The 22,133-nt window shown below is 71.8% G+C and carries 20 protein-coding genes; 14 read left to right on the forward strand and 6 right to left on the reverse strand.

Annotation, left to right across the window (positions count from 1 at the left end; genetic code table 11):
* The first annotated feature begins 72 nt into the window (after positions 1 to 72).
* Entirely contained in the window at positions 73 to 1,548 is a 1,476-nt protein-coding gene (locus tag ACFZP7_RS17235; protein ID WP_385634740.1) for an aminopeptidase P family protein, read from the forward strand.
* 67 nt (positions 1,549 to 1,615) lie between these two features.
* Here the strand turns inward: ACFZP7_RS17235 and ACFZP7_RS17240 are convergent, their stop codons facing one another.
* On the reverse strand, positions 1,616 to 2,077 hold the full coding sequence (locus ACFZP7_RS17240) for an ATP-binding protein (protein WP_385634741.1): 462 nt from the start codon (positions 2,075 to 2,077) through the stop codon (positions 1,616 to 1,618).
* Between the two features lie 254 nt (positions 2,078 to 2,331).
* Between ACFZP7_RS17240 and ACFZP7_RS17245 the strand changes: the two genes are divergently transcribed.
* The 9 genes from ACFZP7_RS17245 (at position 2,332) to ACFZP7_RS17285 (ending at position 12,482) form a co-directional block, all read left to right on the forward strand.
* Positions 2,332 to 3,168 (forward strand): hypothetical protein, encoded by an 837-nt coding sequence (locus tag ACFZP7_RS17245; protein WP_046248310.1) that lies wholly within the window; start codon positions 2,332 to 2,334, stop codon positions 3,166 to 3,168.
* 214 nt (positions 3,169 to 3,382) lie between these two features.
* Positions 3,383 to 4,138, forward strand: coding sequence for a YcnI family protein (locus ACFZP7_RS17250; RefSeq protein ID WP_385634742.1), 756 nt, complete (start codon positions 3,383 to 3,385; stop codon positions 4,136 to 4,138).
* A gap of 126 nt (positions 4,139 to 4,264) precedes the next feature.
* Positions 4,265 to 4,915, forward strand: coding sequence for an SCO family protein (locus ACFZP7_RS17255; RefSeq protein ID WP_030971482.1), 651 nt, complete (start codon positions 4,265 to 4,267; stop codon positions 4,913 to 4,915).
* Positions 4,912 to 5,469, forward strand: coding sequence for a copper chaperone PCu(A)C (locus tag ACFZP7_RS17260; RefSeq protein WP_385634743.1), 558 nt, complete (start codon positions 4,912 to 4,914; stop codon positions 5,467 to 5,469). Before ACFZP7_RS17255 ends, ACFZP7_RS17260 begins: the two co-directional genes overlap by 4 nt.
* A gap of 13 nt (positions 5,470 to 5,482) precedes the next feature.
* Positions 5,483 to 7,441, forward strand: a complete 1,959-nt coding sequence (locus tag ACFZP7_RS17265; RefSeq protein WP_385634744.1) for a copper resistance CopC/CopD family protein — start codon at positions 5,483 to 5,485, stop codon at positions 7,439 to 7,441.
* 8 nt (positions 7,442 to 7,449) lie between these two features.
* Positions 7,450 to 8,778, forward strand: coding sequence for an iron uptake transporter deferrochelatase/peroxidase subunit (gene efeB, locus ACFZP7_RS17270; RefSeq protein ID WP_385634745.1), 1,329 nt, complete (start codon positions 7,450 to 7,452; stop codon positions 8,776 to 8,778).
* Positions 8,779 to 8,858: 80 nt separating this feature from the next.
* On the forward strand, positions 8,859 to 9,791 hold the full coding sequence (gene pheA, locus ACFZP7_RS17275; RefSeq protein WP_030971475.1) for a prephenate dehydratase: 933 nt from the start codon (positions 8,859 to 8,861) through the stop codon (positions 9,789 to 9,791).
* A 571-nt stretch (positions 9,792 to 10,362) separates the two neighbouring features.
* Positions 10,363 to 11,640 carry a serine--tRNA ligase gene (serS, locus tag ACFZP7_RS17280; protein WP_037822049.1) on the forward strand — a complete coding sequence of 426 codons (1,278 nt, stop codon included), beginning with the start codon at positions 10,363 to 10,365 and terminating at the stop codon, positions 11,638 to 11,640.
* Positions 11,637 to 12,482 (forward strand): HAD family hydrolase, encoded by an 846-nt coding sequence (locus ACFZP7_RS17285; protein WP_030971473.1) that lies wholly within the window; start codon positions 11,637 to 11,639, stop codon positions 12,480 to 12,482. Before serS ends, ACFZP7_RS17285 begins: the two co-directional genes overlap by 4 nt.
* Before the next feature lie 454 nt (positions 12,483 to 12,936).
* Here the strand turns inward: ACFZP7_RS17285 and ACFZP7_RS17290 are convergent, their stop codons facing one another.
* The 4 genes from ACFZP7_RS17290 to ACFZP7_RS17305 are packed head-to-tail and all read right to left on the reverse strand — an operon-like array spanning position 12,937 to position 16,436.
* On the reverse strand, positions 12,937 to 13,656 hold the full coding sequence (locus tag ACFZP7_RS17290) for an ABC transporter permease (RefSeq protein ID WP_019324644.1): 720 nt from the start codon (positions 13,654 to 13,656) through the stop codon (positions 12,937 to 12,939).
* A gap of 11 nt (positions 13,657 to 13,667) precedes the next feature.
* Positions 13,668 to 14,579 (reverse strand): ABC transporter ATP-binding protein, encoded by a 912-nt coding sequence (locus ACFZP7_RS17295; protein WP_030971470.1) that lies wholly within the window; start codon positions 14,577 to 14,579, stop codon positions 13,668 to 13,670.
* The gene (locus tag ACFZP7_RS17300; protein ID WP_019324646.1) at positions 14,576 to 15,484 is read right to left on the reverse strand and encodes a membrane protein; all 909 of its coding nucleotides are present in this window, start codon (positions 15,482 to 15,484) and stop codon (positions 14,576 to 14,578) included. The genes ACFZP7_RS17295 and ACFZP7_RS17300 overlap by 4 nt, the downstream gene beginning before the upstream one ends.
* A complete protein-coding gene (locus ACFZP7_RS17305; RefSeq protein WP_019324647.1) occupies positions 15,474 to 16,436 on the reverse strand; it encodes an ABC transporter ATP-binding protein in 963 nt (320 codons plus the stop codon). Before ACFZP7_RS17305 ends, ACFZP7_RS17300 begins: the two co-directional genes overlap by 11 nt.
* 210 nt (positions 16,437 to 16,646) lie before the next feature.
* Here ACFZP7_RS17305 and ACFZP7_RS17310 point away from each other — a divergent pair, with 210 nt between their 5' ends.
* From ACFZP7_RS17310 to ACFZP7_RS17325, 4 genes are all read left to right on the forward strand, one after another.
* Entirely contained in the window at positions 16,647 to 18,398 is a 1,752-nt protein-coding gene (locus ACFZP7_RS17310) for an SDR family oxidoreductase (RefSeq protein WP_385634746.1), read from the forward strand.
* A 237-nt stretch (positions 18,399 to 18,635) separates the two neighbouring features.
* The gene (locus tag ACFZP7_RS17315; protein WP_385634747.1) at positions 18,636 to 19,082 is read left to right on the forward strand and encodes a hypothetical protein; all 447 of its coding nucleotides are present in this window, start codon (positions 18,636 to 18,638) and stop codon (positions 19,080 to 19,082) included.
* Positions 19,083 to 19,134: 52 nt separating this feature from the next.
* Positions 19,135 to 20,040 carry an LLM class flavin-dependent oxidoreductase gene (locus ACFZP7_RS17320; protein ID WP_019324650.1) on the forward strand — a complete coding sequence of 302 codons (906 nt, stop codon included), beginning with the start codon at positions 19,135 to 19,137 and terminating at the stop codon, positions 20,038 to 20,040.
* A 48-nt stretch (positions 20,041 to 20,088) separates the two neighbouring features.
* Positions 20,089 to 20,976, forward strand: a complete 888-nt coding sequence (locus ACFZP7_RS17325; protein ID WP_029393052.1) for an HAD hydrolase family protein — start codon at positions 20,089 to 20,091, stop codon at positions 20,974 to 20,976.
* A 27-nt stretch (positions 20,977 to 21,003) separates the two neighbouring features.
* Here ACFZP7_RS17325 and ACFZP7_RS17330 read toward each other — a convergent pair whose 3' ends face one another.
* Positions 21,004 to 22,047, reverse strand: a complete 1,044-nt coding sequence (locus tag ACFZP7_RS17330) for a peptidoglycan DD-metalloendopeptidase family protein (protein WP_385634748.1) — start codon at positions 22,045 to 22,047, stop codon at positions 21,004 to 21,006.
* Positions 22,048 to 22,133: the final 86 nt, after the last annotated feature.

Below are 22,133 nucleotides of genomic sequence, written 5' to 3' on the forward strand. Positions count from 1 at the left end.
TTCGGCCCTGGGCCCCCTTCCGTACGACCGTACGATGGGGGATGGTCCAGTGCCGTATCTAGGAGGATGACCGTGGCGGAGGAGCTCACCCCGGAGAACCCGGAGAACCCGGAGAACCCGGACGAGACCGAGGAGCCGATCAAGCAGCGCAAGAACGGCCTGTACCCGGGCGTGTCCGACGAGCTGGCCGAGAACATGAAGTCCGGCTGGGCCGACACCGAGCTGCGCGACCTGGAGCCGATCCCCCAGGCCGCCGAGACCGCCGCCCGCCGCGCCGCGCTGTCCGCCCGCTTCCCCGGCGAGCGCCTGGTGATCCCCGCGGGCAATCTGAAGACCCGCTCCAACGACACGGAGTACGCCTTCCGCGCCTCGGTCGAGTACGCGTACCTCACGGGCAACCAGACCGAGGACGGCGTCCTGGTCCTGGAGCCCGAGGGCGACGGCCACCGGGCCACGATCTACCTCCTGCCCCGCTCGGACCGCGAGAACGGCGAGTTCTGGCTGGACGGCCAGGGCGAGCTGTGGGTCGGCCGCCGCCACTCCCTCACCGAGGCCGAGAAGCTGTACGGCATCCCCGCCTCCGACGTGCGCGAGCTGGCCGGCGCCCTGCGCGAGGCCACCGGCCCCGTGCGGGTCGTGCGCGGCCACGACGCCGGCATCGAGGCCGCGCTGACCGACAAGGTCACCGCCGAGCGCGACGAGGAGCTGCGCGTCTTCCTCTCCGAGGCCCGCCTGGTCAAGGACGAGTTCGAGATCGGCGAGCTGCAGAAGGCCGTCGACTCCACCGTGCGCGGCTTCGAGGACGTCGTGAAGGTCCTCGACAAGGCGGAGGCGACCAGCGAGCGTTACATCGAGGGCACCTTCTTCCTCCGCGCCCGCGTCGAGGGCAACGACGTCGGCTACGGCTCCATCTGCGCCGCCGGCCCGCACGCCTGCACCCTGCACTGGGTGCGCAACGACGGCCCGGTCCGCTCCGGCGACCTGCTGCTGCTCGACGCCGGCGTGGAGACGCACACGTACTACACGGCCGACGTCACCCGCACGCTGCCGATCAACGGCCGCTACAGCGAGCTGCAGAAGAAGATCTACGACGCCGTGTACGACGCCCAGGAGGCGGGCATCGCGGCGGTCAAGCCGGGCGCCAAGTACCGCGACTTCCACGACGCCGCCCAGCGGGTGCTCGCCGAGCGGCTCGTCGAGTGGGGTCTGGTCGAGGGCCCGGTCGAGCGCGTGCTGGAGCTGGGTCTGCAGCGCCGCTGGACGCTGCACGGCACCGGTCACATGCTCGGCATGGACGTCCACGACTGCGCCGCCGCGCGCGTGGAGACCTACGTCGACGGCACGCTGGAGCCCGGCATGGTCCTCACCGTCGAGCCGGGCCTGTACTTCCAGGCCGACGACCTGACCGTGCCCGAGGAGTACCGGGGCATCGGCGTCCGCATCGAGGACGACATCCTCGTCACCGAGGACGGCAACCGGAACCTGTCCGCCGGGCTGCCGCGCCGGTCGGACGAGGTCGAGGAGTGGATGGCGGCCCTGAAGGGCTGAGGCGAGCCGCACACGACCGACGGCCGGGCACCCCTGAGGTGCCCGGCCGTCGGTCGTGCGGACGAGGTCATACCGCCACCAGAGGCGCGTCCTCCCGCCACTTGAGGACCTTGTCGAAGCTCACCACGGACCCCGACCGGCCCGGCGTGCTCCCGATGTGGACGTGGTCGGCGAGTTCCCGGATGAGGCACAGTCCCCGTCCGCTCTCCGCCTCCTCCGGCGGCGCCGGAGGCAGCCCGCCCGCCCCGGCGCCGCCGGCGGGAAAGCCCGGGCCGGTGTCGGAGACCTCGATGCGGCAGCGTTCGCCGTCCAGGTAGGCCGTGACGCGGTACGCCTCGCAGGGGCCGCCCGGCTCCTCGGCACCGCCGTGCTCCACGGCGTTGGCGCAGGCCTCGCTCAGCGCGACGGACAGGTCGAAGGAGATGTCCGGGTCGACGCCCGCGGTCTCCATGGTGCCGATCAGCAGGCGGCGGGCCAGGGGCACGCTCGCAGCCTCGCGCCGCAGATGGAGTGACCACCAGATGCTCATGCTCCAGCCTCCCGGCCGCGGCTCGACATACCGTTACGTATTGCCCCGGGTACCCGGCCGTAAGCGCGGTGTACACGCCGGACCGCCCGTACGGCGGATGCGTCACCCCCGCCGATCGGTGTATGTGGGGCGACATCGCACCCAAGAGTGATCTTCCCGGTCGCTTCAGGTCGCTTCCGGCCCCTTCAGGTCGTACGGCATCTTGTGGACCTGCCGTACGGAGCGGGGGGCACCAGTGCGATGATGAGGCCGCCATGACTGCCCCCCACCCGCCAACGGCGCGCTCCGGAAACGATCTCCGGTTCCTGCGGGCCGCGGTGTTCGCCGCGGTCTGCGTCGTGCTGGCCGCGGCGGGGCACACCCTGGCCTCCTGCGCCGGCGTGCCGCTGTGGTCGCTGGCCGCGGGATTCCTCGGGGTGGTCGTGGTCGCCGTACCCCTCGCCGGACGCGAACGCTCACTGCCCGGCATCGCCGTACTGCTCGCCGTCGGCCAGACCGCCCTGCACAGCCTCTTCGGGCTGGGCCAGCACGGCACCGCCGCGACGACGACGGCCGGCACGGCCGCGGGCGGTACCGGTGCGCTGTCCGACGCCTCTCTCGTCCAGCAGGCCGCACGGCTGGTCTGCGGGACCACCGCGGCGGCCATCAGCCCGGCCGAGGCCCAGCGCATCCTCACCGACGCCCGGGTCGCCCCGGTCGCCGACGCGCACGCGGGCGGCGCTCACCCCGCCGACGCCCTGTCCGGCTCGTCGGCCTCCCTGCTGCCGTCCCTGCCGATGCTGCTGGGTCACCTCCTCGCCGCCCTGGCCGCCGGATGGCTGCTGCGCCGCGGCGACCTGGCGCTGGCGCGACTGGTCGAACTGTCGGCGCAGTCCGCCCACTCCATGGCCGAGGCGGCGTTCGTCCGCGCCCTGCGCGCGGCGCTCCGTCTGGTGCGCGCCCTGCACACCGGACTCGCCGCGGCCCCGGGGACGGGCCCGCGCCCGGCGCGCTCCGCCCGGTCCGAGCCGCCGCGACCGCGTACCGCCGCGCTCCAGCACACGGTGATCAGGCGCGGTCCGCCGAGCGGCGTGTTCGCCCTCGCCGCCTGACACGACGCGACCACCGCCACCGCTCGCCGCCGCGGGCCGCCGCCCGGAGGGGTCTTCACCTCGCGGGCCGCGCCCCCACGGGTCTCCGCCCGTCGGCCGGAGCACGGAGGGGCCGCCGTCGTGCGGCACACACGCGCGTGCGCGCGTCCTCCCGTGGTCCGACATCCGTCACCGCCTCCGTAGCGGTGGCCCATTCGAAGCGGAGTACCCGTCCATGAAGGCTTCCCGTATCGCCGCCGCCGGCGCCGTCTCCGGCATCGCCGTCCTCGCCCTGTCCGCCCCCGCCTTCGCGCACGTCAGCGTGCAGCCGGAGGGCACGGCCGCCAAGGGCGGCTACGCGACCGTCGGCTTCAAGGTCCCCAACGAGCGCGACAACGCCTCCACCACCAAGCTGGAGATCAACTTCCCCGCCGACCACCCGCTGGCGTCCGTGATGCCGCAGCCGGTGCCCGGCTGGAAGGCCGAGGTCACCAAGTCCAAGCTCGACAAGCCCCTGGAGTCGCACGGCAAGCAGCTCACCGAGGTCGTCACCAAGGTGACCTGGACGGCCGAGGGCAAGGGCATCGAGCCCGGCTACTTCCAGAAGTTCTCCGTCTCCCTCGGCGCGCTGCCCGAGAACACCGACCAGCTGGTGTTCAAGGCGATCCAGACGTACTCCAACAAGGAGGTCGTGCGCTGGATCGAGGTGCCGCAGGAGGGCCAGGAGGAGCCCGAGACCCCGGCTCCCGTCCTCGAACTGTCCGCCGCCGAGGACGACGCCCACGGCGCGTCGGACGCCAAGGCCGGCGACGACACCGAGGCGGCCGCGCAGAACACGGCCGCCGACTCCGCCGCGTCCGGCTCCGGCTCGGGCGACAGCAGTGACACCACCGCCCGCGTCCTGGGCATCGTCGGCATCGTCGTCGGCGCCGCGGGCGTCGCCTACGGCGTGCTGGCGGGCCGCCGGCGCGACAGCGGTGCCGCGGCGTAACCACGCCCGCACCGGTGTGCCGACGTGACCGCGCCGGCACATCCTCTCGTCCGGTGCGCGCCGGGCACCCGTCACCGCGACGGGCCCGGCGCGCATCCGAGCACCTCACATCTGGGACATTTTCCTATGCGCAAGAAGAAGTTCGCCGCGGCCGCCCTGCTCGCCGCCACCGCCCTGACCCTGTCCGCGTGCGGCAGCGGCGCCGAGAGCGACAAGCCGGTCACCATGGTGTCCGAGGACAGCAGCCGGCAGGCCGCCACCGTCCTCGACAAGCCGTTCGAGAAGCCCGACCTGGTCCTCACCGACACCCAGGGCAAGGAGTACGACCTCCGCGAGCGGACCGCCGGCAGCCCCACCCTGATCTACTTCGGCTACACCCACTGCCCCGACGTCTGCCCGCTGACCATGAACAACATCGCGGTCGCCAAGAAGCAGCTGCCCCAGGCCGAGCAGGACAAGCTCCGCGTCGTGTTCGTCACCACCGACCCGGAGCGGGACACCCCGGCCGCACTCGGCAAGTGGCTCAAGGGCATCGACCCGCAGATCGTCGGCCTCACCGGTGACTTCGACACCGTCCAGGCCGGCGCCCGCACCCTCGGCATCTCCATCGACCCGCCGACCAAGGACAAGGACGGCAAGATCGTCTCGACGCACGGCACCCAGGTCGTCGCCTTCTCCCCGAAGTCCGACGCGGGCTATGTGCTCTACGGCGAGGACGCCACCGTCGAGGACTACACCAAGGACCTCCCCAAGCTCATCAAGGGGGAGAACCCGTGAGGCGCGTCAGGGCCGCGAGGGGACGAGGGGGCCGCCCCGGCCTCGCCGCCGCCACGGTGATCGGCGCGCTGGTCCTGGCGGGCTGCGGCGGTTCCGACTCGGGTTCGTCGGGCGCCGAACTCTCCGTCGGCGCCGCCTACATACCTCAGCCGGTCTCGGACTCGATGGCGGCGGGCTTCCTCACCATCGCCAACGACGGTGACACCGAGGACCAACTGACCTCCGTGACGAGCGAAGCCGGTGACGTCACCGTGCACGAGACCGTCGACGGGACGATGAAGGAGGTCGACCGCCTCCCCGTCCCCGCCCACGGCGAACTCGTGCTGGAGAGCGGCGGCAACCACCTGATGTTCGAGAAGCTGACGCAGCGGCTCGAAGAGGGTGAGACGGTCTCCGTCGAACTGCACTTCGCCCACTCCGACCCCGTGACGGTCGAGGTCCCCGTGAAGGCGGCCACGTACCGGCCCACCAGCGCACACTCCGAGCACACCGAGGGCTCAGGGCACTCCGAGGGCTCCGAGCACTCCGCACCATCCGAACACGCCGGACACTGAGGGAGGGACCACCTTGACGCAGACCATCGCCCCGCGCGTCCGGACCGTGGTGCTGCTGCTCCTGGCCGCGGCCTGCGCGCTGCTCGCCGCCGCCGGGCCGGCCTCCGCGCACGCCGCGCTCACCGGCAGCGATCCCCAGCAGGGGGCGGTGGTCGACACGGCGCCGGCCCAGGTGTCGCTGACGTTCTCCGAGTCGGTCTCCCTGGACGACGACTCACTGCGCGTCCTGGACCCCAAGGGCAAGCGCGTCGACGAGGGCAGGCCGTCCGGCACGGGCGGCACCACGTACTCCGTGAGGCTGCACTCCGGGCTCCCCGACGGCACGTACACGGTGACCTACCAGGTCGTCTCCGCGGACAGCCATCCCGTCGCCGGGGCCTACACCTTCTCCATCGGCGCCCCGTCCGACACCTCCGTCTCCGTCTACGGCACGGACCCGGGCGGTGGGGCCGTCGGCTGGCTGTACGGGCTCGGCCGGTACGTGTCGTACGCCGGTTTCGTGGTGCTGGTGGGCGGTGCCGCCTTCGTCCTCGCCTGCTGGCCGCGCGCCTCGGGAGTACGGGCCGTGCAACGGCTCGTCGTCTCCGGATGGCTGGCGCTCACCTCCGCCACCCTGCTGCTGCTCCTGCTGCGCGGCTCCTACACCGGCTCCGGGACGTTCGGCGACGTCTTCGACCTGGGCCTGCTCGGCGAGGTGCTGCAGACCAAGTCCGGCGCGGCGCTGGTCTCCAGGCTGCTGCTGCTCGCGGCGGCCGCCCTGTTCGTCGCGGTGCTCTTCGGGGCCTACGACAAGCGGGAGGACGAGGAGAAGCGGGACCTCACCTTCGGGCTCGCGGTCGGCGGGACCGTGGTGGCGGCGGGCCTCGCGGCGACGTGGGCCATGTCCGAGCACGCCTCCGTCGGCCTCCAGGCGGGCATCGCCATGCCGGTCGACGTCGTCCACCTGCTCGCGGTCGCCGCCTGGCTCGGCGGCCTCGTCTCCCTGCTGGTCGCCCTGTACCGGGCGTCCGCCGAGTCACCGGTCCCGGCCGGCGCCGTACGCCGGTTCTCCCGGGTGGCCTTCGGCAGTGTGGTGGCGCTGGTCGCGACCGGCACCTACCAGTCCTGGCGCCAGCTCGGCTCCTGGAGCGCCTTCACCGACACCCGGTACGGGCAGTGGCTCCTCGCCAAGATCGGGCTGGTGGTCGTACTGGTAGGCATCGCGTACCTCTCGCGGCGCTGGACGGCGCGGCTGGCGGAGGCCGGGCCGGCGGTGGTCCGTCAGCGGGAGGGGGCCCGGAAGGACGAGCGGGGGCAGTCGGCGCGGAAGGCCGCCGTCGGGGGGACCTCCGGCACGGCGAAGGCATCCGCGGCGACCGTCGGGACAACCGGGACGGCCGAGGCGGGTGACTCCCGGCGTGCCGCCCAGCTCGCCCGGCAGCGTGCCGCCATGGACGCGGCCCGGCAGAAGAAGGAACGCGACGCCGACCCCCAGCGCTCCGGACTGCGGCGCTCCGTACTCGCCGAGGCCGGGGTCGCCGTCGTCCTGCTCGCCGTGACCACCGTACTGACCCAGACCGAACCGGGCCGGACGGAGCAGGAGGCCAAGGCCGCCGGCGCCTCCTCCACCGCCCCCGCCGCCCCTTCCACCGGTGCGGTGACCCTGGACATGCCCTTCGACACCGGCGGCCGGAACGGCAAGGGCGTCGTACGCGTGGAACTCGACCCCGCCCGCGTCGGCGCCAACGCCCTGCACCTCTACGTGGAGCGTCCCGACGGCAGCGCCTTCGACGTCCCCGAGGTGAAGGTCGCCTTCACCCAGCAGGCCAAGGACATCGGGCCGCTGCCCGTCGTCCCCGACCACATCACCACCGGACACTGGTCGGCGAGCGGAGTACAGATCCCGATCGCCGGTGACTGGGAGGTCACCGTGACCGTACGGACCTCCGACATCGACCAGGTGACCGTCTCCAAGAACGCGCAGATCGGCTGAACCGCACCATGGCTGACAAGTCCAAGCCGGAGGCCCGTGTCTCCGGCGCCCCCCGTGGGACGTCCGGCGGGACCGGGCCCACCGACCTCCAGGACACCACCCGCGAGGGCATCTCACGACGACGGCTGCTCGGCACCGCCGGCGCCACCGGGCTGGTGCTGGGCACGGCGGGTGCCGCCGCCGGATACGCCGCCGCTCCCTCCTCCGCGGCCACCCCCCTCACCTCGGTGGGCAGCGAGCAGGTGATGTTTCACGGGAAACATCAGCCCGGCATCACCACGCCGATGCAGGCCCGTGGCCATCTGATCGCGTTCGACCTGGCGGCGGGCGCCGACCGCAAGGAGGCCGCGGCGCTGCTGCGTCGCTGGTCGGACACCGCGCGGCGGCTGATGGCGGGGGAACCGGCCGGGTCGGGCGACACGGACGTGGCCCGGGACGCGGGGCCCTCCTCGCTGACGGTCACCTTCGGTTTCGGGCACAGCTTCTTCGCACGGACCGGCCTGGAGAAGCAGCGCCCGGTGGCCCTCGACCCGCTCCCCGACTTCTCCTCCGACCACCTCGACAAGAACCGCAGCAACGGCGACCTCTGGGTGCAGATCGGCGCCGACGACGCCCTGGTCGCCTTCCACGCCCTGCGCGCGATCCAGAAGGACGCCGGGTCGGTCGCCCGCGTCCGCTGGCAGATGAACGGCTTCAACCGCTCGCCGGGAGCCACCGCCCACCCCATGACGGCCCGCAACCTCATGGGCCAGGTCGACGGCACCCGCAACCCGAAGCCGTCCGACACCGACTTCGAGAAGCGCGTTTTCGTCCCCGGCGACCCCGGTGCGGACGGCGGGAACCAGCCGGCCTGGATGGCGAACGGCTCCTACGCCGTCGTACGCCGCATCCGCATGCTCCTCGACGACTGGGAGAAGCTCTCGCTCCAGGCGCAGGAGGAGGTCATCGGGCGCCGCAAGTCCGACGGGGCTCCGCTGACCGGGGGCACCGAGACGACCGAGATGGACCTGGAGAAGACGGACGCCGCGGGGAAGCTGGTCGTCCCGATCAACGCCCACGCCCGGATCACCCGCCCCGACCAGAACGGTGGCGCGGCCATGGTCCGGCGCCCCTTCTCCTACCACGACGGTTTCGACGCGGACGGCGTCCCGGACGCCGGTCTGCTCTTCATCTGCTGGCAGGCCGACCCGCTGCGCGGCTTCGTGCCGGTGCAGCGCAAGCTGGACCGGGGGGACGCCCTATCGCAGTTCATCCGGCACGAGGCGAGCGGCCTGTTCGCGGTGCCGGGCGGGGCCGCGGAGGGAGAGTACGTGGGCCAGCGGCTGCTGGAGGGGTGAAACCGGGGGCGCTTCACCCCGGGGAGGGGCTTGTACGAGACGGGTGAGCCGCCTCTCCCGGGGCCCATTAGGGTGAGGACATGCCAGCCAGTTACGCGTATCTCGGTCCCGAAGGCACCTTCACCGAAGTCGCCCTGCGCACACTCCCGGAGACGGCCACCCGCGAGCTGGTCCCGTACGTGTCCGTCCAGTCCGCACTCGACGCGGTGCGCACCGGTGAGGCCGAGGCCGCGTTCGTGCCGATCGAGAACTCCGTCGAGGGCGGCATCACCACGACCCTCGACGAGCTGGTCGCCGGCCAGCCGCTGATGATCTACCGCGAGGTGCTGCTCTCCATCACCTTCGCGCTGCTGGTCCGGCCCGGCACCAAGCTCTCCGACATCAAGACGGTCACCGCCCACCCGGCGGCCCAGCCCCAGGTGCGCAACTGGCTCAAGGCCCACCTCCCGGACGCCGCCTGGGAGTCCGCCGCGTCCAACGCGGACGGCGCCCGCCTGGTGCAGGAGGGCCGGTACGACGCGGCCTTCGCCGGCGAGTTCGCCGCGGGCCCCTACGGCCTGGAGGTGCTGGAGTCCGACATCCACGACGCGGAGAACGCCCAGACGCGCTTCGTACTGGTCGGCCGTCCGGCCCGGCCCGCGGCACCGACCGGCGCCGACAAGACGTCCGTCGTGCTGTGGCAGCGTGACGACCACCCCGGTGGCCTGCGCGATCTGCTGGGCGAGTTCGCCACCCGGGGCATCAACCTGATGCTGCTCCAGTCCCGCCCCACCGGTGCCGGCATCGGCAACTACTGCTTCTGCATCGACGCCGAGGGGCACATCTCCGACCGTCGGGTCGCCGATGCCCTGATGGGTCTCAAGCGGTCCTGCCTCCAGGTGCGGTACCTCGGGTCGTATCCCCGTGCGGAGGTCACGCCGGCGGACGTGGACCCGCTGCGGCCCGGTACGTCGGACGAGGAGTTCGTCGCGGCGGCCGACTGGGTGGCGCGCTGCCAGGACGGCCGTTTCTGACCGGCGAGAATCGGTCAGCCGAACGTCGTACCTGCTGATTTTCGTTATCCACAGGAGTTATCCACAGGTCCGCTTCTCGACCTGGGGACAAGTCGACAACGAACCACCACGCAGTCGACAAATCCCCCTACAGCCCCCTACCTCGTCCACAGAGCCGCAGGTCACCCTTCGTCCACCTGTTTCTTGCCCGCCATCCTCCGGAGTGACACCGTGCGCCCGGTTTCCACTCGAAAGTGGGCCCGGAGAGGGTTTGGACCAACGCCTTCCCGGAATTTGGAATGATCAATTCCGAGCATCCACAGATCTTTCGCACAGCCTGTGGATAACTTTCCCGGGCTGTGGATCGCGGTGGACACCGAGTCCCCAAGTCCCGTTCTCCACAAGGAAATCCAGTCAACCAGCCGTCCCTCGCATGGCACTTTCCAGGGAGGGCCGCACCTTTTATTGACTCGCGGCCCCACGGGGCGCGAGGCGCGTACACACCGGGCAATACCCGCATAAGGGAACGCGGGGCCCGCGATCGGCAAGAGTGAGTCGAGACCCGTCACCGCACACCGGTAGCCTTGACCGCGTGATTGACCTTCGCCTGCTCCGTGAGGACCCCGACCGTGTGCGCGCGTCCCAGCGCGCCCGTGGAGAGGACGTCGCGCTCGTCGACTCCCTCCTCTCTGCCGACGAGCGGCGCAGGTCGTCCGGCGTGCGCTTCGACGAGCTGCGCGCCGAGCAGAAGGGCCTCGGCAAGCTCATCGGCAAAGCCACCGGGGACGAGAAGGCCGAGCTGCTGAAGCGCGCGAGCCAGCTCGCGGCCGACGTCAAGACCGCCGACGCCGAGCGCGACAAGGCCGACGCCGAGACCCAGGAGCTGCTCCAGCGGCTCGGCAACCTCGTCCACCCCGACGTCCCCGTCGGCGGCGAGGAGGACTTCGTCACCCTGGAGACGCACGGCACGCACCGCGACTTCGCGGCCGAGGGCTTCGAGCCCCGGGACCACCTGGAGCTGGGCCAGCTGCTCGGCGCCATCGACGTCGAGCGCGGCGCCAAGGTCTCCGGCTCCCGCTTCTACTTCCTCACCGGTGTCGGCGCGCTCCTGGAGCTGGCCCTGGTGAACGCGGCGATCGCGCAGGCCACGGCGGCCGGCTTCACGCCGATGCTGACCCCGGCTCTGGTCCGCCCCCAGTCGATGGCCGGCACCGGCTTCCTCGGCCAGGCGGCGCAGGACGTCTACCACCTCGACAAGGACGACCTGTATCTGGTGGGCACGTCCGAGGTCCCGCTGGCGGCGTACCACATGGACGAGATCATCGACGCCGAGCGCCTGCCGCTGCGCTACGCCGGCTTCTCGCCCTGCTTCCGCCGCGAGGCGGGCTCGCACGGCAAGGACACCCGCGGCATCTTCCGTGTGCACCAGTTCGACAAGGTCGAGATGTTCTCCTACGTCCTCCCCGAGGACTCGCAGGCCGAGCACCAGCGCCTGCTGGAGTGGGAGAAGCAGTGGCTGACCTCCCTCGAGCTGCCCTTCCGGGTCATCGACGTGGCCTCCGCCGACCTGGGCGCCTCGGCCTCGCGCAAGTACGACTGCGAGGCGTGGATCCCGACCCAGGGCAAGTACCGCGAGCTGACCTCGACCTCGGACTGCACCGAGTTCCAGTCCCGCCGGCTGTCGATCCGCGTCCGCGAGGACAAGAAGGTGCGCCCGCTGGCCACGCTCAACGGCACCCTGTGCGCCGTGCCGCGCACCATCGTGGCGATCCTGGAGAACCACCAGCAGGCCGACGGTTCGGTGCGCGTACCCGAGGTGCTGCGCCCGTACCTGGGCGGCCGGGAGGTCCTGGAACCGGTGGCCAAGTGAGCGACACCGGCTCCGTCACGGCGGCTTCCGGCAGCGGCACCCCGGCGGGTTTCCCGTACCGGCTGATCGCCACCGACCTCGACGGCACCCTGCTGCGCAGTGACGACACCGTCTCGCGGCGCACCCGGGACGCGCTCGCCGCGGCCACCGCGGCGGGCGCCGCCCACATCGTGGTCACCGGCCGCGCCGTCCCGTGGACCCGGCACATCCTCGACGACCTCGGCTACGACGGACTGGCCGTCTGCGGTCAGGGCGCACAGGTCTACCACGCCGGGGAGCACCGCCTGCTCACCTCGGTCACCCTGGACCGTCAGCTGGCCGGGGTGGCGCTGGCCAAGATCGAGGCGGAGACCGGTCCGCTCTACCTGGCGGCGAGCCGTGACGGCCTGGACGGCGACGTCCTGGTCGGCCCGGGCTACTCGGTCGGGGGCAACCTCCCGGCGGTGCCCTTCACCGACGCCTCGGACCTGTGGTCGGCGCCGCTCAACAAGATCTACATCCAGCACCCGACCCTGTCGGACGACGAGCTGGCCGAGGCCGCCCGGCGCACCGCGGGCGGCTTCGTCACGGTGACCATGGCGGGCGCCGGCATCGTCGAGCTGCTCCCCCTGGGGCTGTCCAAGGCCACCGGGCTGTCGCTGGCCGCCCGTCGGCTCGGTCTGAAGGCCGCGGACACGATCGCCTTCGGTGACATGCCCAACGACGTCCCCATGTTCGGCTGGGCCGCCCGGGGCGTGGCGATGGCCAACGCCCACGAGGAGCTGAAGGCGGTGGCCGACGAGGTGACGTCCTCCAACGACGAGGACGGCATCGCGGCGGTGCTGGAGCGGCTGTCGGCCTGACGTGGCCGTCGGTGGTCTCCGGCTCGGTGCCCGGCTCGCTTCCCGGCCCTGTCTCGACCGCGGTCGGGCCGGTCGGCGGCCGGGCCGCCGTCTCCGAGTACTTCGCCGGCGGTGGCGGCAGGGGTCTCGCGGTGTGCGGTGGGCGGCCCCGCGTGCGGCGAGCAGCCAGGCACACGGTCCGGACGGCGCCGGCGTCCCCGTCCGGGCGGCCCACGCCAGGTCTCCCGTGAGACGGCTGGCGTGCTCGAAGCGGCCACCCGGTTCGTCGGCGCCGTCCGGCCTCGTGCACGCACCACAGTGCCGGTACGGAAAGCCGGGCGCCACCTATTAAAAGCGGACGTACGGCGCCTTACCGCCGACGCCGTGTCCCCCGGCTCGCCCCCGCTCCCGCCTCTCCTCGCCCCGGCCCCTGCGCCCGGGCCGAGGACAAGGCACCGTCAGGGCCGTCGGCCGATCACTCCTCCCCGGCGAGCGTCAACGACCGCAGCTTCTGACCGGCGTACCAGGTGGCGGCCACGGTGACCGCGACCAGCAGCACCGTCGCGGTCGGCAGACCGACGTCGGAGGTGACCAGGTTGCCCTCGGCCACCTTCTGCGCCACCGCCAGCGACCACTGCTGGACGCTCAGCGTGCGGGCCCCGGGGACCAGCGAACCGAACAGGGCCTCCCAGACGAGGGCGTAGACCAGCCCGAACACCACGGCGTGCCGGGAGACGGTGCCCAGCAGCAGGAAGAGCGCCGCGTAGGCGATCGAGGCGACGAGCGCGGCGATGGTGTAGGCGACGGCCACCTGCTGGCCGTTGCCGTTGAGGATCAGGCCGGCGAGGAGGGTGGGCACGGCGGAGAAGACCATCGTCACCGCGACGGCGACGATCAGCTTGGTGAAGATGATCGTCGGCCGCTTGATGGGCTTGGACAGCAGATACACCACCGAGCCGTCGTCGATCTCCGGACCGATGGCTCCGGTGCCGGCGATGACGCCGATGATCGGCACCATGGTGGCGAGCGCGAACCCGCCCAGCACGTCGGCCGTGGTCTGGTCGTCGGCTCCGGCCAGGGCGCGCACCGCCACGGCGATGACGAGGAGCAGCAGCGGCAGGGCGCCCAGGATGAGGGCCCGGCGTCGGCCGAGCAGGGCCCGGTAGGTGAGCCGGGCGACTGTGGGGTCGTACATTCTTCGGCCTCCTACGCCGCGACGAGATACGAGAAGACGGACTCGAGGGACTCGTCGGACGGCGAGACCGTCAGCAGCCGGATGCCGTGGTCGCGCGCGACCCTCGGCAGCAGCGCCGTGAACCGGCCGAAGTCGACGGCCTGGATGCGCAGGGCACCCTCGGACAGGTCGACCTCGATGCCGGACGTCGACGGGTCGGCGATCAGCGCCGCGGCGAGTGCCCGGTCGTCGCTGGAGCGCACCAGGTAGCGGTGCGGCCGGTCCGTCATCAGGCGGCGGATCTTGCGGAAGTCGCCACTGGCCGCGTGCCGGCCGGCGACGATCACCTCGATGTGCCAGGCGAGCTGTTCGACCTCTTCGAGGATGTGCGAGGAGAACAGCACCGTGCGGCCCTCGTCACCCATGCGCCGCAACAGGTCCATCAGCTGCATCCGCTGGCGCGGGTCCATGCCGTTGAACGGCTCGTCGAGCAGCAGCAGGGAGGGGTTGTGCACGAGAGCGCTGGCCATCTTCACGCGCTGCCGCATGCCCTTGGAGTACGTGGCGATCTTCCGGTCCTGCGCGTACTCCATCTGCACGGTGGCGAGTGCCTCCTGGGCCGCCTTCGCCCCGAGGCCGTGCAGCTCGGCGTTGGCGAGGACGAACTCGCGGCCGGTGAGGAAGTCGTACATCGCCTCACGCTCGGGGACGATCCCGATGTGCCGGTAGATGGCCTCGTTGCGCCAGACCGGCTGTCCGTCGAGTGTGACGGTGCCGGTGGACGGGGCGAGGAAGCCGCCCATCATGTTGATGAGAGTGGACTTCCCCGCGCCGTTGGGACCGAGGAGGCCGGTGACCCCGGGGCCGATCGTCATGGTGATGTCGTTGACGGCGACCACGTTGCCGAACCAGCGGGAGACGTGGTCGATGCTGAGGGTGCTCACAGTCCCACCTTCTTGTAGCGGCGCACCAGCAGGCCGTAGGCGCCGGCGATCAGGCCCAGGGTGACGAGGACGTAGACCGCGCCCTCGGCGTTGCTCGGGCCGATCCCGCCGGGGAAGGCCGAGGTGGCGCCCAGGAAGGCGGACTGCACGCCGTCGATGAGGGTGATCGGCGAGAAGAGCCCGATCCAGGCGACGGCGCCCGTGCTGCCCTGGACGTCCGCGATGGCCTGGAGCGTGGAGACCGCGCCGTAGGTGATGGTCAGGACGGCGATGACGGCCGCGATGCCGAAGCCGCGGCGCGGGGTCACCGACGCGACGACCAGGCCGAGGCCGGCGAAGAGGAGCGAGAGCAGTGCCACGGAGACGAGTCCCTGTGCGAATCCCTTGGTCTGGTCCGTGAAGTCGAGCTTGGCGAGCAGCGCGCCCACGTACAGCACCACGAGCGGTGCCGCGGTGAGGATGAACAGGGCCGACGCCAGCGAGGCGTACTTGGCGCGGACGTAGTCGGTGGTCTCGATGGGCCGCGAGAAGTACAGCGGCACGGTCTTGAAGCGCAGGTCGCGGGAGACGGACTGGGGGGCCTGCGAGGCGACGTAGAGACTGATGACGGCCTGGAGGACGATGGCGTAGCGCGTGTAGTCCAGCGGCAGCTCCTTCGCCTTGGTGGCGACGGCCACGGCGACCATGATGGCCGCGGGCAGGCACATCACCACGAACAGCAGCATCGGCAGGACCTTGGACTTGGCCGAGCGGCCGAGGCCGTAGGCACCGCGCAGGGACTGCGAGTACAGCGAGCGGCGGGCGTAGGCCCGGCCGAGGCGGGGGCCGTCGTAGTTTCGGTAGCCGATGTTGTGGATGCGGGTCTGGTCACCCGCCGCAGGGGCTACGGACTGCTCAGTTGCCATGGCCGACCGCCTCCTTCCGTTCCGCGTCGCTGTCCTTGAAGACCTCCGAGATGTGGTGCCGCCGCTGCTCCATGCGCACCAGGCCGAGGCCGAGGTCGGCGATGACGTCCCGGACCAGGTCGTAGGTCTCCTCGCCCTCCGCGGTGAGCAGCAGGACGTGGCCGGCGCCGGGCAGGCCGCTGCCGTCCTGGACCGTCACGCCCCGGGCGTGGAGCGCGTCGCGGACCGCGCGGGTGCCGTCGGGGTGCGCGTCGGTGTCGGTGACCTCGATCGCGAGGGTGGTCGTGGTCTGGGTGAAGTCCGTGGTGGAGCTGGAGCGCAGCAGCTTGCCGCCGTCCACGACCACGACGTGGTCGCAGGTGCGTTCCAGCTCGCCCAGCAGGTGCGAGGTGACCAGGACCGAGATGCCGAAGTCGGTGTGGATACGGCGGATGAGGCCGAGCATCTCGTCGCGGCCGACCGGGTCGAGGCCGTTGGTCGGCTCGTCGAGGAAGACCAGCTGGGGGTCGTGGACGAGGGCCTGCGCGAGCTTCACGCGCTGCTTCATGCCGGTCGAGTAGCCACCGATGGGCCGGTACCGCTCCTCGTACAGTCCGACGTGTCGCAGGGTGTCGGCGGTGCGCTCGCGGGCGGCGGTGGGCGGCAGGCCGGACATGCGTGCCATGTGGACGACGAACTCGGTGGCGGAGACGTCGGGCGGCAGGCAGTCGTGTTCCGGCATGTAGCCGACCCGCTCGCGGATGTCGGCGCCCTTGGTGGCCACGTCGAGTCCGAGCACTTCCGCCCGGCCCTCGGTGGCGGGGGACAGACCCAGCAGGATCTTGATCAGGGTGGACTTGCCGGCGCCGTTGGCACCGACGAGTCCGGTCACACCGGGTCCGACGTCCACGGACAGCCGGTCGAGCGCGGTCACCCGGGGGAACCGCTTGCTCAGGCTTTCGGTCGCGATCACAGTCACATCCACGACAGTAGTGACGGGCGCCACTGCGGTCGTCAGACCGGAGAGCCGTCTTCGCGTCAGACTCGAGTAGTACGGGCCCGTAGGGGATGCCGTGCCTGAGAGCTACGGAACGCAGGGCCGGGCCCCGCCCGGCACGACCTATTGACGCTGGGTCTAACAACTGGGAGATTCGGCGACGTCGGCGGGCGAGGGGAGTTCACGGTGCTGGACGGTGCGCGGGAGCGCTGGGTGCGCTCGGGCGGGGTCGAACTGTGTGTGGCCGAACTGGGGGACCCGCTGCGCCCCACGGTCGTCCTGGTGCACGGTTATCCGGACAGCAAGGAGGTCTGGTCCGAGGTGGCCGCCCGCCTCGTCGACCGCTTCCACGTGGTCCTCTACGACGTGCGGGGCCACGGCCGGTCCACCGCGCCGAGCCCGCTGCGCGGCGGGTTCACCCTGGAGAAGCTGACGGACGACTTCCTGGCCGTCGCGGACACCGTCAGTCCCGACCGGCCCGTGCACCTGGTGGGCCACGACTGGGGATCGGTGCAGTCCTGGGAGTTCGTCACGGTCGAACGGACCCGTGGCCGCATCGCGTCCTTCACCTCGATGTCCGGGCCGTCGCTGGACCACTTCGGGCACTGGATCGACAAGCGCCTGAGGCGCCCCACCCCGCTCCGGGTCGGCCAGCTCCTCGGACAGGGCGCCAAGTCCTGGTACGTGTACCTGCTGCACACGCCGGTCCTGCCCGAACTGGCCTGGCGCGGTCCGCTCGGCAAGCGCTGGCCGGGCATCCTGCGGCGCGTCGAGAAGGTACCCGGCGACGACTACCCGACCTCCTCGCTGCCCACGGACGCGGCACACGGGGCGTGGCTGTACCGGGACAACGTCCGGCGCCGGCTGCGCCGCCCGCGCGGGGACGCACACGCACACGCCCCCGTGCAGCTCATCACCCCGCTGGAGGACGCTTTCCTCTCCGAGCGGCTCTACGACGGACTGGAACAGTGGGCGCCGCGGCTGACCCGTCGCACGCTGCCCGCCAAGCACTGGGTGCCGAGGACCCGGCCGGACCGGCTGGCGGACTGGATCGCGGAGTTCGTCACCGCCGTCGACCGCGGTCGCCCCGGAACCGCGGCAAGCGGCAGACACGCCGACCGCTTCACCGGGCAGCTGGTGCTGGTCACGGGTGCGGGCGGCGGCATCGGACGGGCGACGGCGCTGGCGTTCGCCGAGGCCGGCGCGCGCGTGGTGGCGGTCGACCGGGACGCCGGTGCGGCCGCTCACACCGCGGAGCTGGCCCGGCTGGTCGGTGCGACGGCCGCCTGGGCGGAGACGACCGACGTCTCCGACGAACAGGCCATGGAGAAGCTCGCCGCCAGGGTCGACGCCGAGTACGGCGTGGTGGACGTCCTGGTGAACAACGCCGGGATCGGTCTGTCCGGGTCCTTCTTCGACACCACCCCGCAGGACTGGAAGAAGGTCCTCGACGTCAATCTCTGGGGCGTGATCCACGGCTGCCGGCTGTTCGGCGGCCGGATGGTCGCTCGCGGGCAGGGCGGCCACATCGTCAACATCGCGTCGGCGGCGGCGTTCCAGCCCTCCCGGGCGCTGCCCGCCTACGGCACCTCCAAGGCGGCCGTGCTGATGCTGAGCGAGTGCCTGCGCGCCGAGCTGGCCGAGCAGGGGATCGGGGTCACGGCGATCTGCCCGGGTCTCGTCAACACCGGCATCACGTCGACGGCGCACTTCGCCGGCGTGGACGCCGACGAGGAGAAGCGGCGGCAGCGGCGCGCGGCACGACTCTACGGGCTGCGCAACTACCCGCCGGAGAAGGTCGCCGCCGCCGTCCTGGAGGCGGTGGTGCACAACCGGCCCGTGGTGCCGGTGACTCCGGAGGCACGCGGCGCCCACTTCATCTCCCGTGTCCTCCCAGGGGCGTTGAGGAGGCTCGCGCGGGTGAAGCCGCCGCTCTAGTTTCCACAGGGAGGCCCAATCCGCCTGTGGATAACCGCACTTGACTGTGGATCAAACCTACGGAACGCAATCTTTCGCGTGATGCGCGTCTCTCGGTGGACCGCGAGTCGGGGACCCCGAGTCGGTGTATCCCGAGTCGGCGGACTCCGAATCGGCGGTCCGCGAGTCGGCGGCCCGGGCAGGCGCCCGCCGCACCTGCGTTTTCCCCCACGGCGTCCCTCCCTCAAGATCGGTGGCATGGAGCAGTTGCCCACCACGCAGGCCGCCGTCACCGCCCTCCGCGCCATCGCCGAGGAGTACGCGCTGGAGATCGAGGTCACCGACGACATCGGCGCGGACCAGACTTCCCGCCACAGCGCCGCGGGCGTCGGTGTGGTCGTCGACGCCGACGGCTCCCTCCCCCACGAGGCCTTCGTCGAATTCGGCGGAGGGCCCCGGGTGAGCGTGCGGCTCTTCCACGAGGGCGATGCCCTGATCGATGTCGAGGGTGTGGAGTGCCCCGACATCCCTCGCGAGGACGTTCCGGCTTTCCTGCACTCCGTGTTCGGCGGCCTCGCCCACGTCCGGGCGCGCCGCTTCCCGCCCGGCTATCGACTGATCGTGCCGCTGCCGGGCGACCGCGCACACAAGGAGTTCGTACCGATCTTCCTTCTCACCCCGTGGTTGAGCAGCCGCGTACGGTGACGCCCGCGGAGGTTTCACGTGAAACGCGGTCCGGGCGCATAGGCTCGAAGGCATGAGTCTGCGCCTGAGCACCGTGATCCTGCCGTACCGCCGCTGGCACGAGGGTGGCCGTTCGGCCTGGACGCGTGCCGAGCAGCTCGGCTTCCACACCGCGTACACCTACGACCACCTCTCCTGGCGGAGCTTCCGGGACGGCCCGTGGTTCGGCGCGGTCCCCACCCTCACCGCCGCCGCGGCCGTCACGGAGCGACTGCGGCTCGGCACCCTGGTCACCTCGCCGAACTTCCGGCACCCGGTCACGCTCGCCAAGGAGCTGATCTCCCTGGACGACATCTCCGGCGGCCGGATCACGCTCGGCATAGGAGCGGGCGGCACCGGTTTCGACGCCACCGCGCTCGGCCAGGAGCCGTGGACGCCGCGCGAGCGGGCCGACCGGTTCGCCGAGTTCCTTCCGCTGTTGGACCGGTTGCTCACCGAGGACGCCGTGTCCTACGAGGGCGACTTCTACTCGGCTCATGAAGCCCGGAACATTCCGGGGTGTGTGCAGCGGCCCCGACTGCCGTTCGCGGTGGCCGCGACCGGGCCCCGCGGGCTGCGGCTCGCCGCGCAGTACGGGCAGGCCTGGGTGACCACCGGTGACCCGAAGCTCTTCGAGCACGGCACCCCCGAGCAGTCGGACCGGGCCCTGCGGGCACAGGCCGACAAGCTCGCGGACGCCTGTGCCGCGATCGGCCGGGACGTGAGCGAGCTGCACAGGGTGCTGCTCACCGGCTTCACGCCGGACCGCAGCCGGCCGCTCGAGTCCGTGGACGCCTTCGTCGACTTCGCCGGACGCCACCGTGATCTGGGCTTCGACGAACTCGTCGTCCACTGGCCGATCCCGGACTCGGACTTCACGGCCGACGAGAAGGTCTTCGAGCGGATCGCCATGGAGGCCCTGGCACAGCTGCGGGCATGAGAGCCGTGGCTCACATATGTGCGGAGTCGCGCACGGGCGTGCAGGCATATGCGGAACAATGACCGGGTGACCTCAGCGACCCGACAGCCCGAGCCCCCTGCCGCCGTGCTCCGTCCGCGGCTGATCGCCACCGACCTCGACGGCACCCTGCTGCGGGACGACAAGTCGGTCTCCCCTCGCACGGTCGCGGCGCTGGCCGCCGCGGAGAAGGCGGGGATCGAGGTCTTCTTCGTCACCGGCCGGCCCGCCCGCTGGATGGACGTCGTGAGTGCCCATGTCCATGGGCACGGGCTCGCCATCTGCGGGAACGGCGCCGCCGTGGTCGACCTCCACGGCGGGCCCGGTGCGCACCGGTTCGTGAAGGTCCGGGAGCTGGCCCCGGAGAACGCGCTGGACGCCGTACGGCTGCTGCGCGAGGCGGCCCCCGGCACCGTGTACGCGGTCGAGCAGACGTACGGCTTCCACCAGGAGCCGGCCTATCCCAAGCTGCACATGGAGGTCCCCGACGACCTCCTGCCCGCCGAGGAGATCCTGGCGCCGGGTGGTCGTGCCGCCACCGAGCCCATCCTCAAGATCCTGGCCTTCCACCCCGAGCTGGACCCCGACGGCTTCCTCGCCGTCGCCCGCCTCGCCATCGGCGACCGCGCCAACGTCACCCGGTCCAGCCCCAGCGCCCTCCTGGAGATCAGCGGTCCGGACGTCTCCAAGGCCAGCACCCTGGCGCTGTGCTGCGCCGAGCGGGGCATCTCGCGCGAGGAGGTCGTCGCCTTCGGTGACATGCCCAACGACGTCGAGATGCTCACCTGGGCGGGACGGTCGTACGCCATGGGCAACGCGCATCCGGACGTGATCGCCGCCGCCTCCGGGCGGACGGTCGCCAACAACGACGACGGGGTGGCCGTGGTCATCGAGCGGATCCTGGCGGAGCTGCCCTAGCGCTCCGCCCGCGCGCACCCGGCGCCGTCAGAGCGACACACCGCGCTCGGACAGCCACCGGACCGGATCCAGGGCCGAGCCCATCTCCGGTGTCACCCGCACCTCGAAATGCAGGTGCGGACCGGTGGAGTTGCCGGTGCTCCCCGACTGTCCGACCCACTGACCGGCACGGACCCGGTCGCCCTGGTCGACGGCGACCGCCGCGAGATGGGCGTACTGCGTGTAGTAGCCGCCGGCGTGCTGGACCACGACCTGGATGCCGAACGCCCCACCGCAGGACACCTTCACCACTCGCCCCGACCCGACCGACCGCACCGGCGTCCCCACCGGCACCGCGAAATCCTGACCGGTGTGCCCGTTCGCCCACCGGCTGCCGCCACTGCCGAAGGCCGCCGAGAGGTCGTACGTCTGCACCGGTGCGACCCAGGACCGGTCGAGACCCTCGTCGGATCGGTCCAGGCGGACCGCGCCGGGGCAGGAGCCGGCCGCGACCGAGGCGTCCGCTTCCCCCTCCAGGCGTGACCGCGCGGACTCGAGCTTGGCCTCGATCTCCTTCTTCAGCGCGGCCAGACGGTCGTTGCGTTCCTCCAGCGCCCGCCAGGCGGCCTGCGCCTTCGCCTCGTCGGCGGCGAGCCGGGCCTCGGCCCGCAGGCTCCGGCCGATGGCGTTGTTCACGGCCAGGTCCGCCCGGGCGAGCGCTCGCTGACCGCGCATCAGTTCCTCGGGGTCGTCGGCCAGGATCATCTGCGCGGTGAGCGGCAGACCTCCCGCGCCCCGATACTGCGCGCTCGCGATCCGGCCCAGGTCCTCGTGCATGGCGTCGATCTTCTGTCGCTGCCGGTCGAGCCGCTTCTCGTAGTCCAGGGCCTTCGACCGCTGCGCCTCGGCCGCGCGCCGCCCGTCCTCGTACTGCCGGGTGGCCTTGGCCGCCTCCGCGTACAGCCGCGCCACATCGGTGCCGGCGCCGGCACCGCCGTTCTCGTCGGTGGTGTCCGTGGGGCGGGCGGCCAGCACGGCCAGCGCGCACAACAGCACCGGAATCAGCAGAGGACGGCGGCGAGGTGAGCGCATGGCAGCGATCGTGGACCGGACAGGGGCGCGGGGTCTCGTTCACGTCGTACGACTGGGGGACCGGTTGCTGCACACGGCGCAGTGCC

Source organism: Streptomyces sp. SudanB5_2050 (genome assembly GCF_964272335.1).
Taxonomy (GTDB): Bacteria; Actinomycetota; Actinomycetes; order Streptomycetales; family Streptomycetaceae; genus Streptomyces; species Streptomyces rochei.

Coding starts and splice junctions, on each gene's coding strand:
- ACFZP7_RS17240 (WP_385634741.1), bottom strand. CDS start 2,077: ATGAGCATCTGGTGGTCACTCCATCTGCGGCGCGAGGCTGCGAGCGTG.
- ACFZP7_RS17245 (WP_046248310.1), top strand. CDS start 2,332: ATGACTGCCCCCCACCCGCCAACGGCGCGCTCCGGAAACGATCTCCGG.
- ACFZP7_RS17250 (WP_385634742.1), top strand. CDS start 3,383: ATGAAGGCTTCCCGTATCGCCGCCGCCGGCGCCGTCTCCGGCATCGCC.
- ACFZP7_RS17255 (WP_030971482.1), top strand. CDS start 4,265: ATGCGCAAGAAGAAGTTCGCCGCGGCCGCCCTGCTCGCCGCCACCGCC.
- efeB (WP_385634745.1), top strand. CDS start 7,450: ATGGCTGACAAGTCCAAGCCGGAGGCCCGTGTCTCCGGCGCCCCCCGT.
- pheA (WP_030971475.1), top strand. CDS start 8,859: ATGCCAGCCAGTTACGCGTATCTCGGTCCCGAAGGCACCTTCACCGAA.
- ACFZP7_RS17290 (WP_019324644.1), bottom strand. CDS start 13,656: ATGTACGACCCCACAGTCGCCCGGCTCACCTACCGGGCCCTGCTCGGC.
- ACFZP7_RS17300 (WP_019324646.1), bottom strand. CDS start 15,484: ATGGCAACTGAGCAGTCCGTAGCCCCTGCGGCGGGTGACCAGACCCGC.
- ACFZP7_RS17315 (WP_385634747.1), top strand. CDS start 18,636: ATGGAGCAGTTGCCCACCACGCAGGCCGCCGTCACCGCCCTCCGCGCC.
- ACFZP7_RS17320 (WP_019324650.1), top strand. CDS start 19,135: ATGAGTCTGCGCCTGAGCACCGTGATCCTGCCGTACCGCCGCTGGCAC.
- ACFZP7_RS17325 (WP_029393052.1), top strand. CDS start 20,089: ATGCGGAACAATGACCGGGTGACCTCAGCGACCCGACAGCCCGAGCCC.
- ACFZP7_RS17330 (WP_385634748.1), bottom strand. CDS start 22,047: ATGCGCTCACCTCGCCGCCGTCCTCTGCTGATTCCGGTGCTGTTGTGC.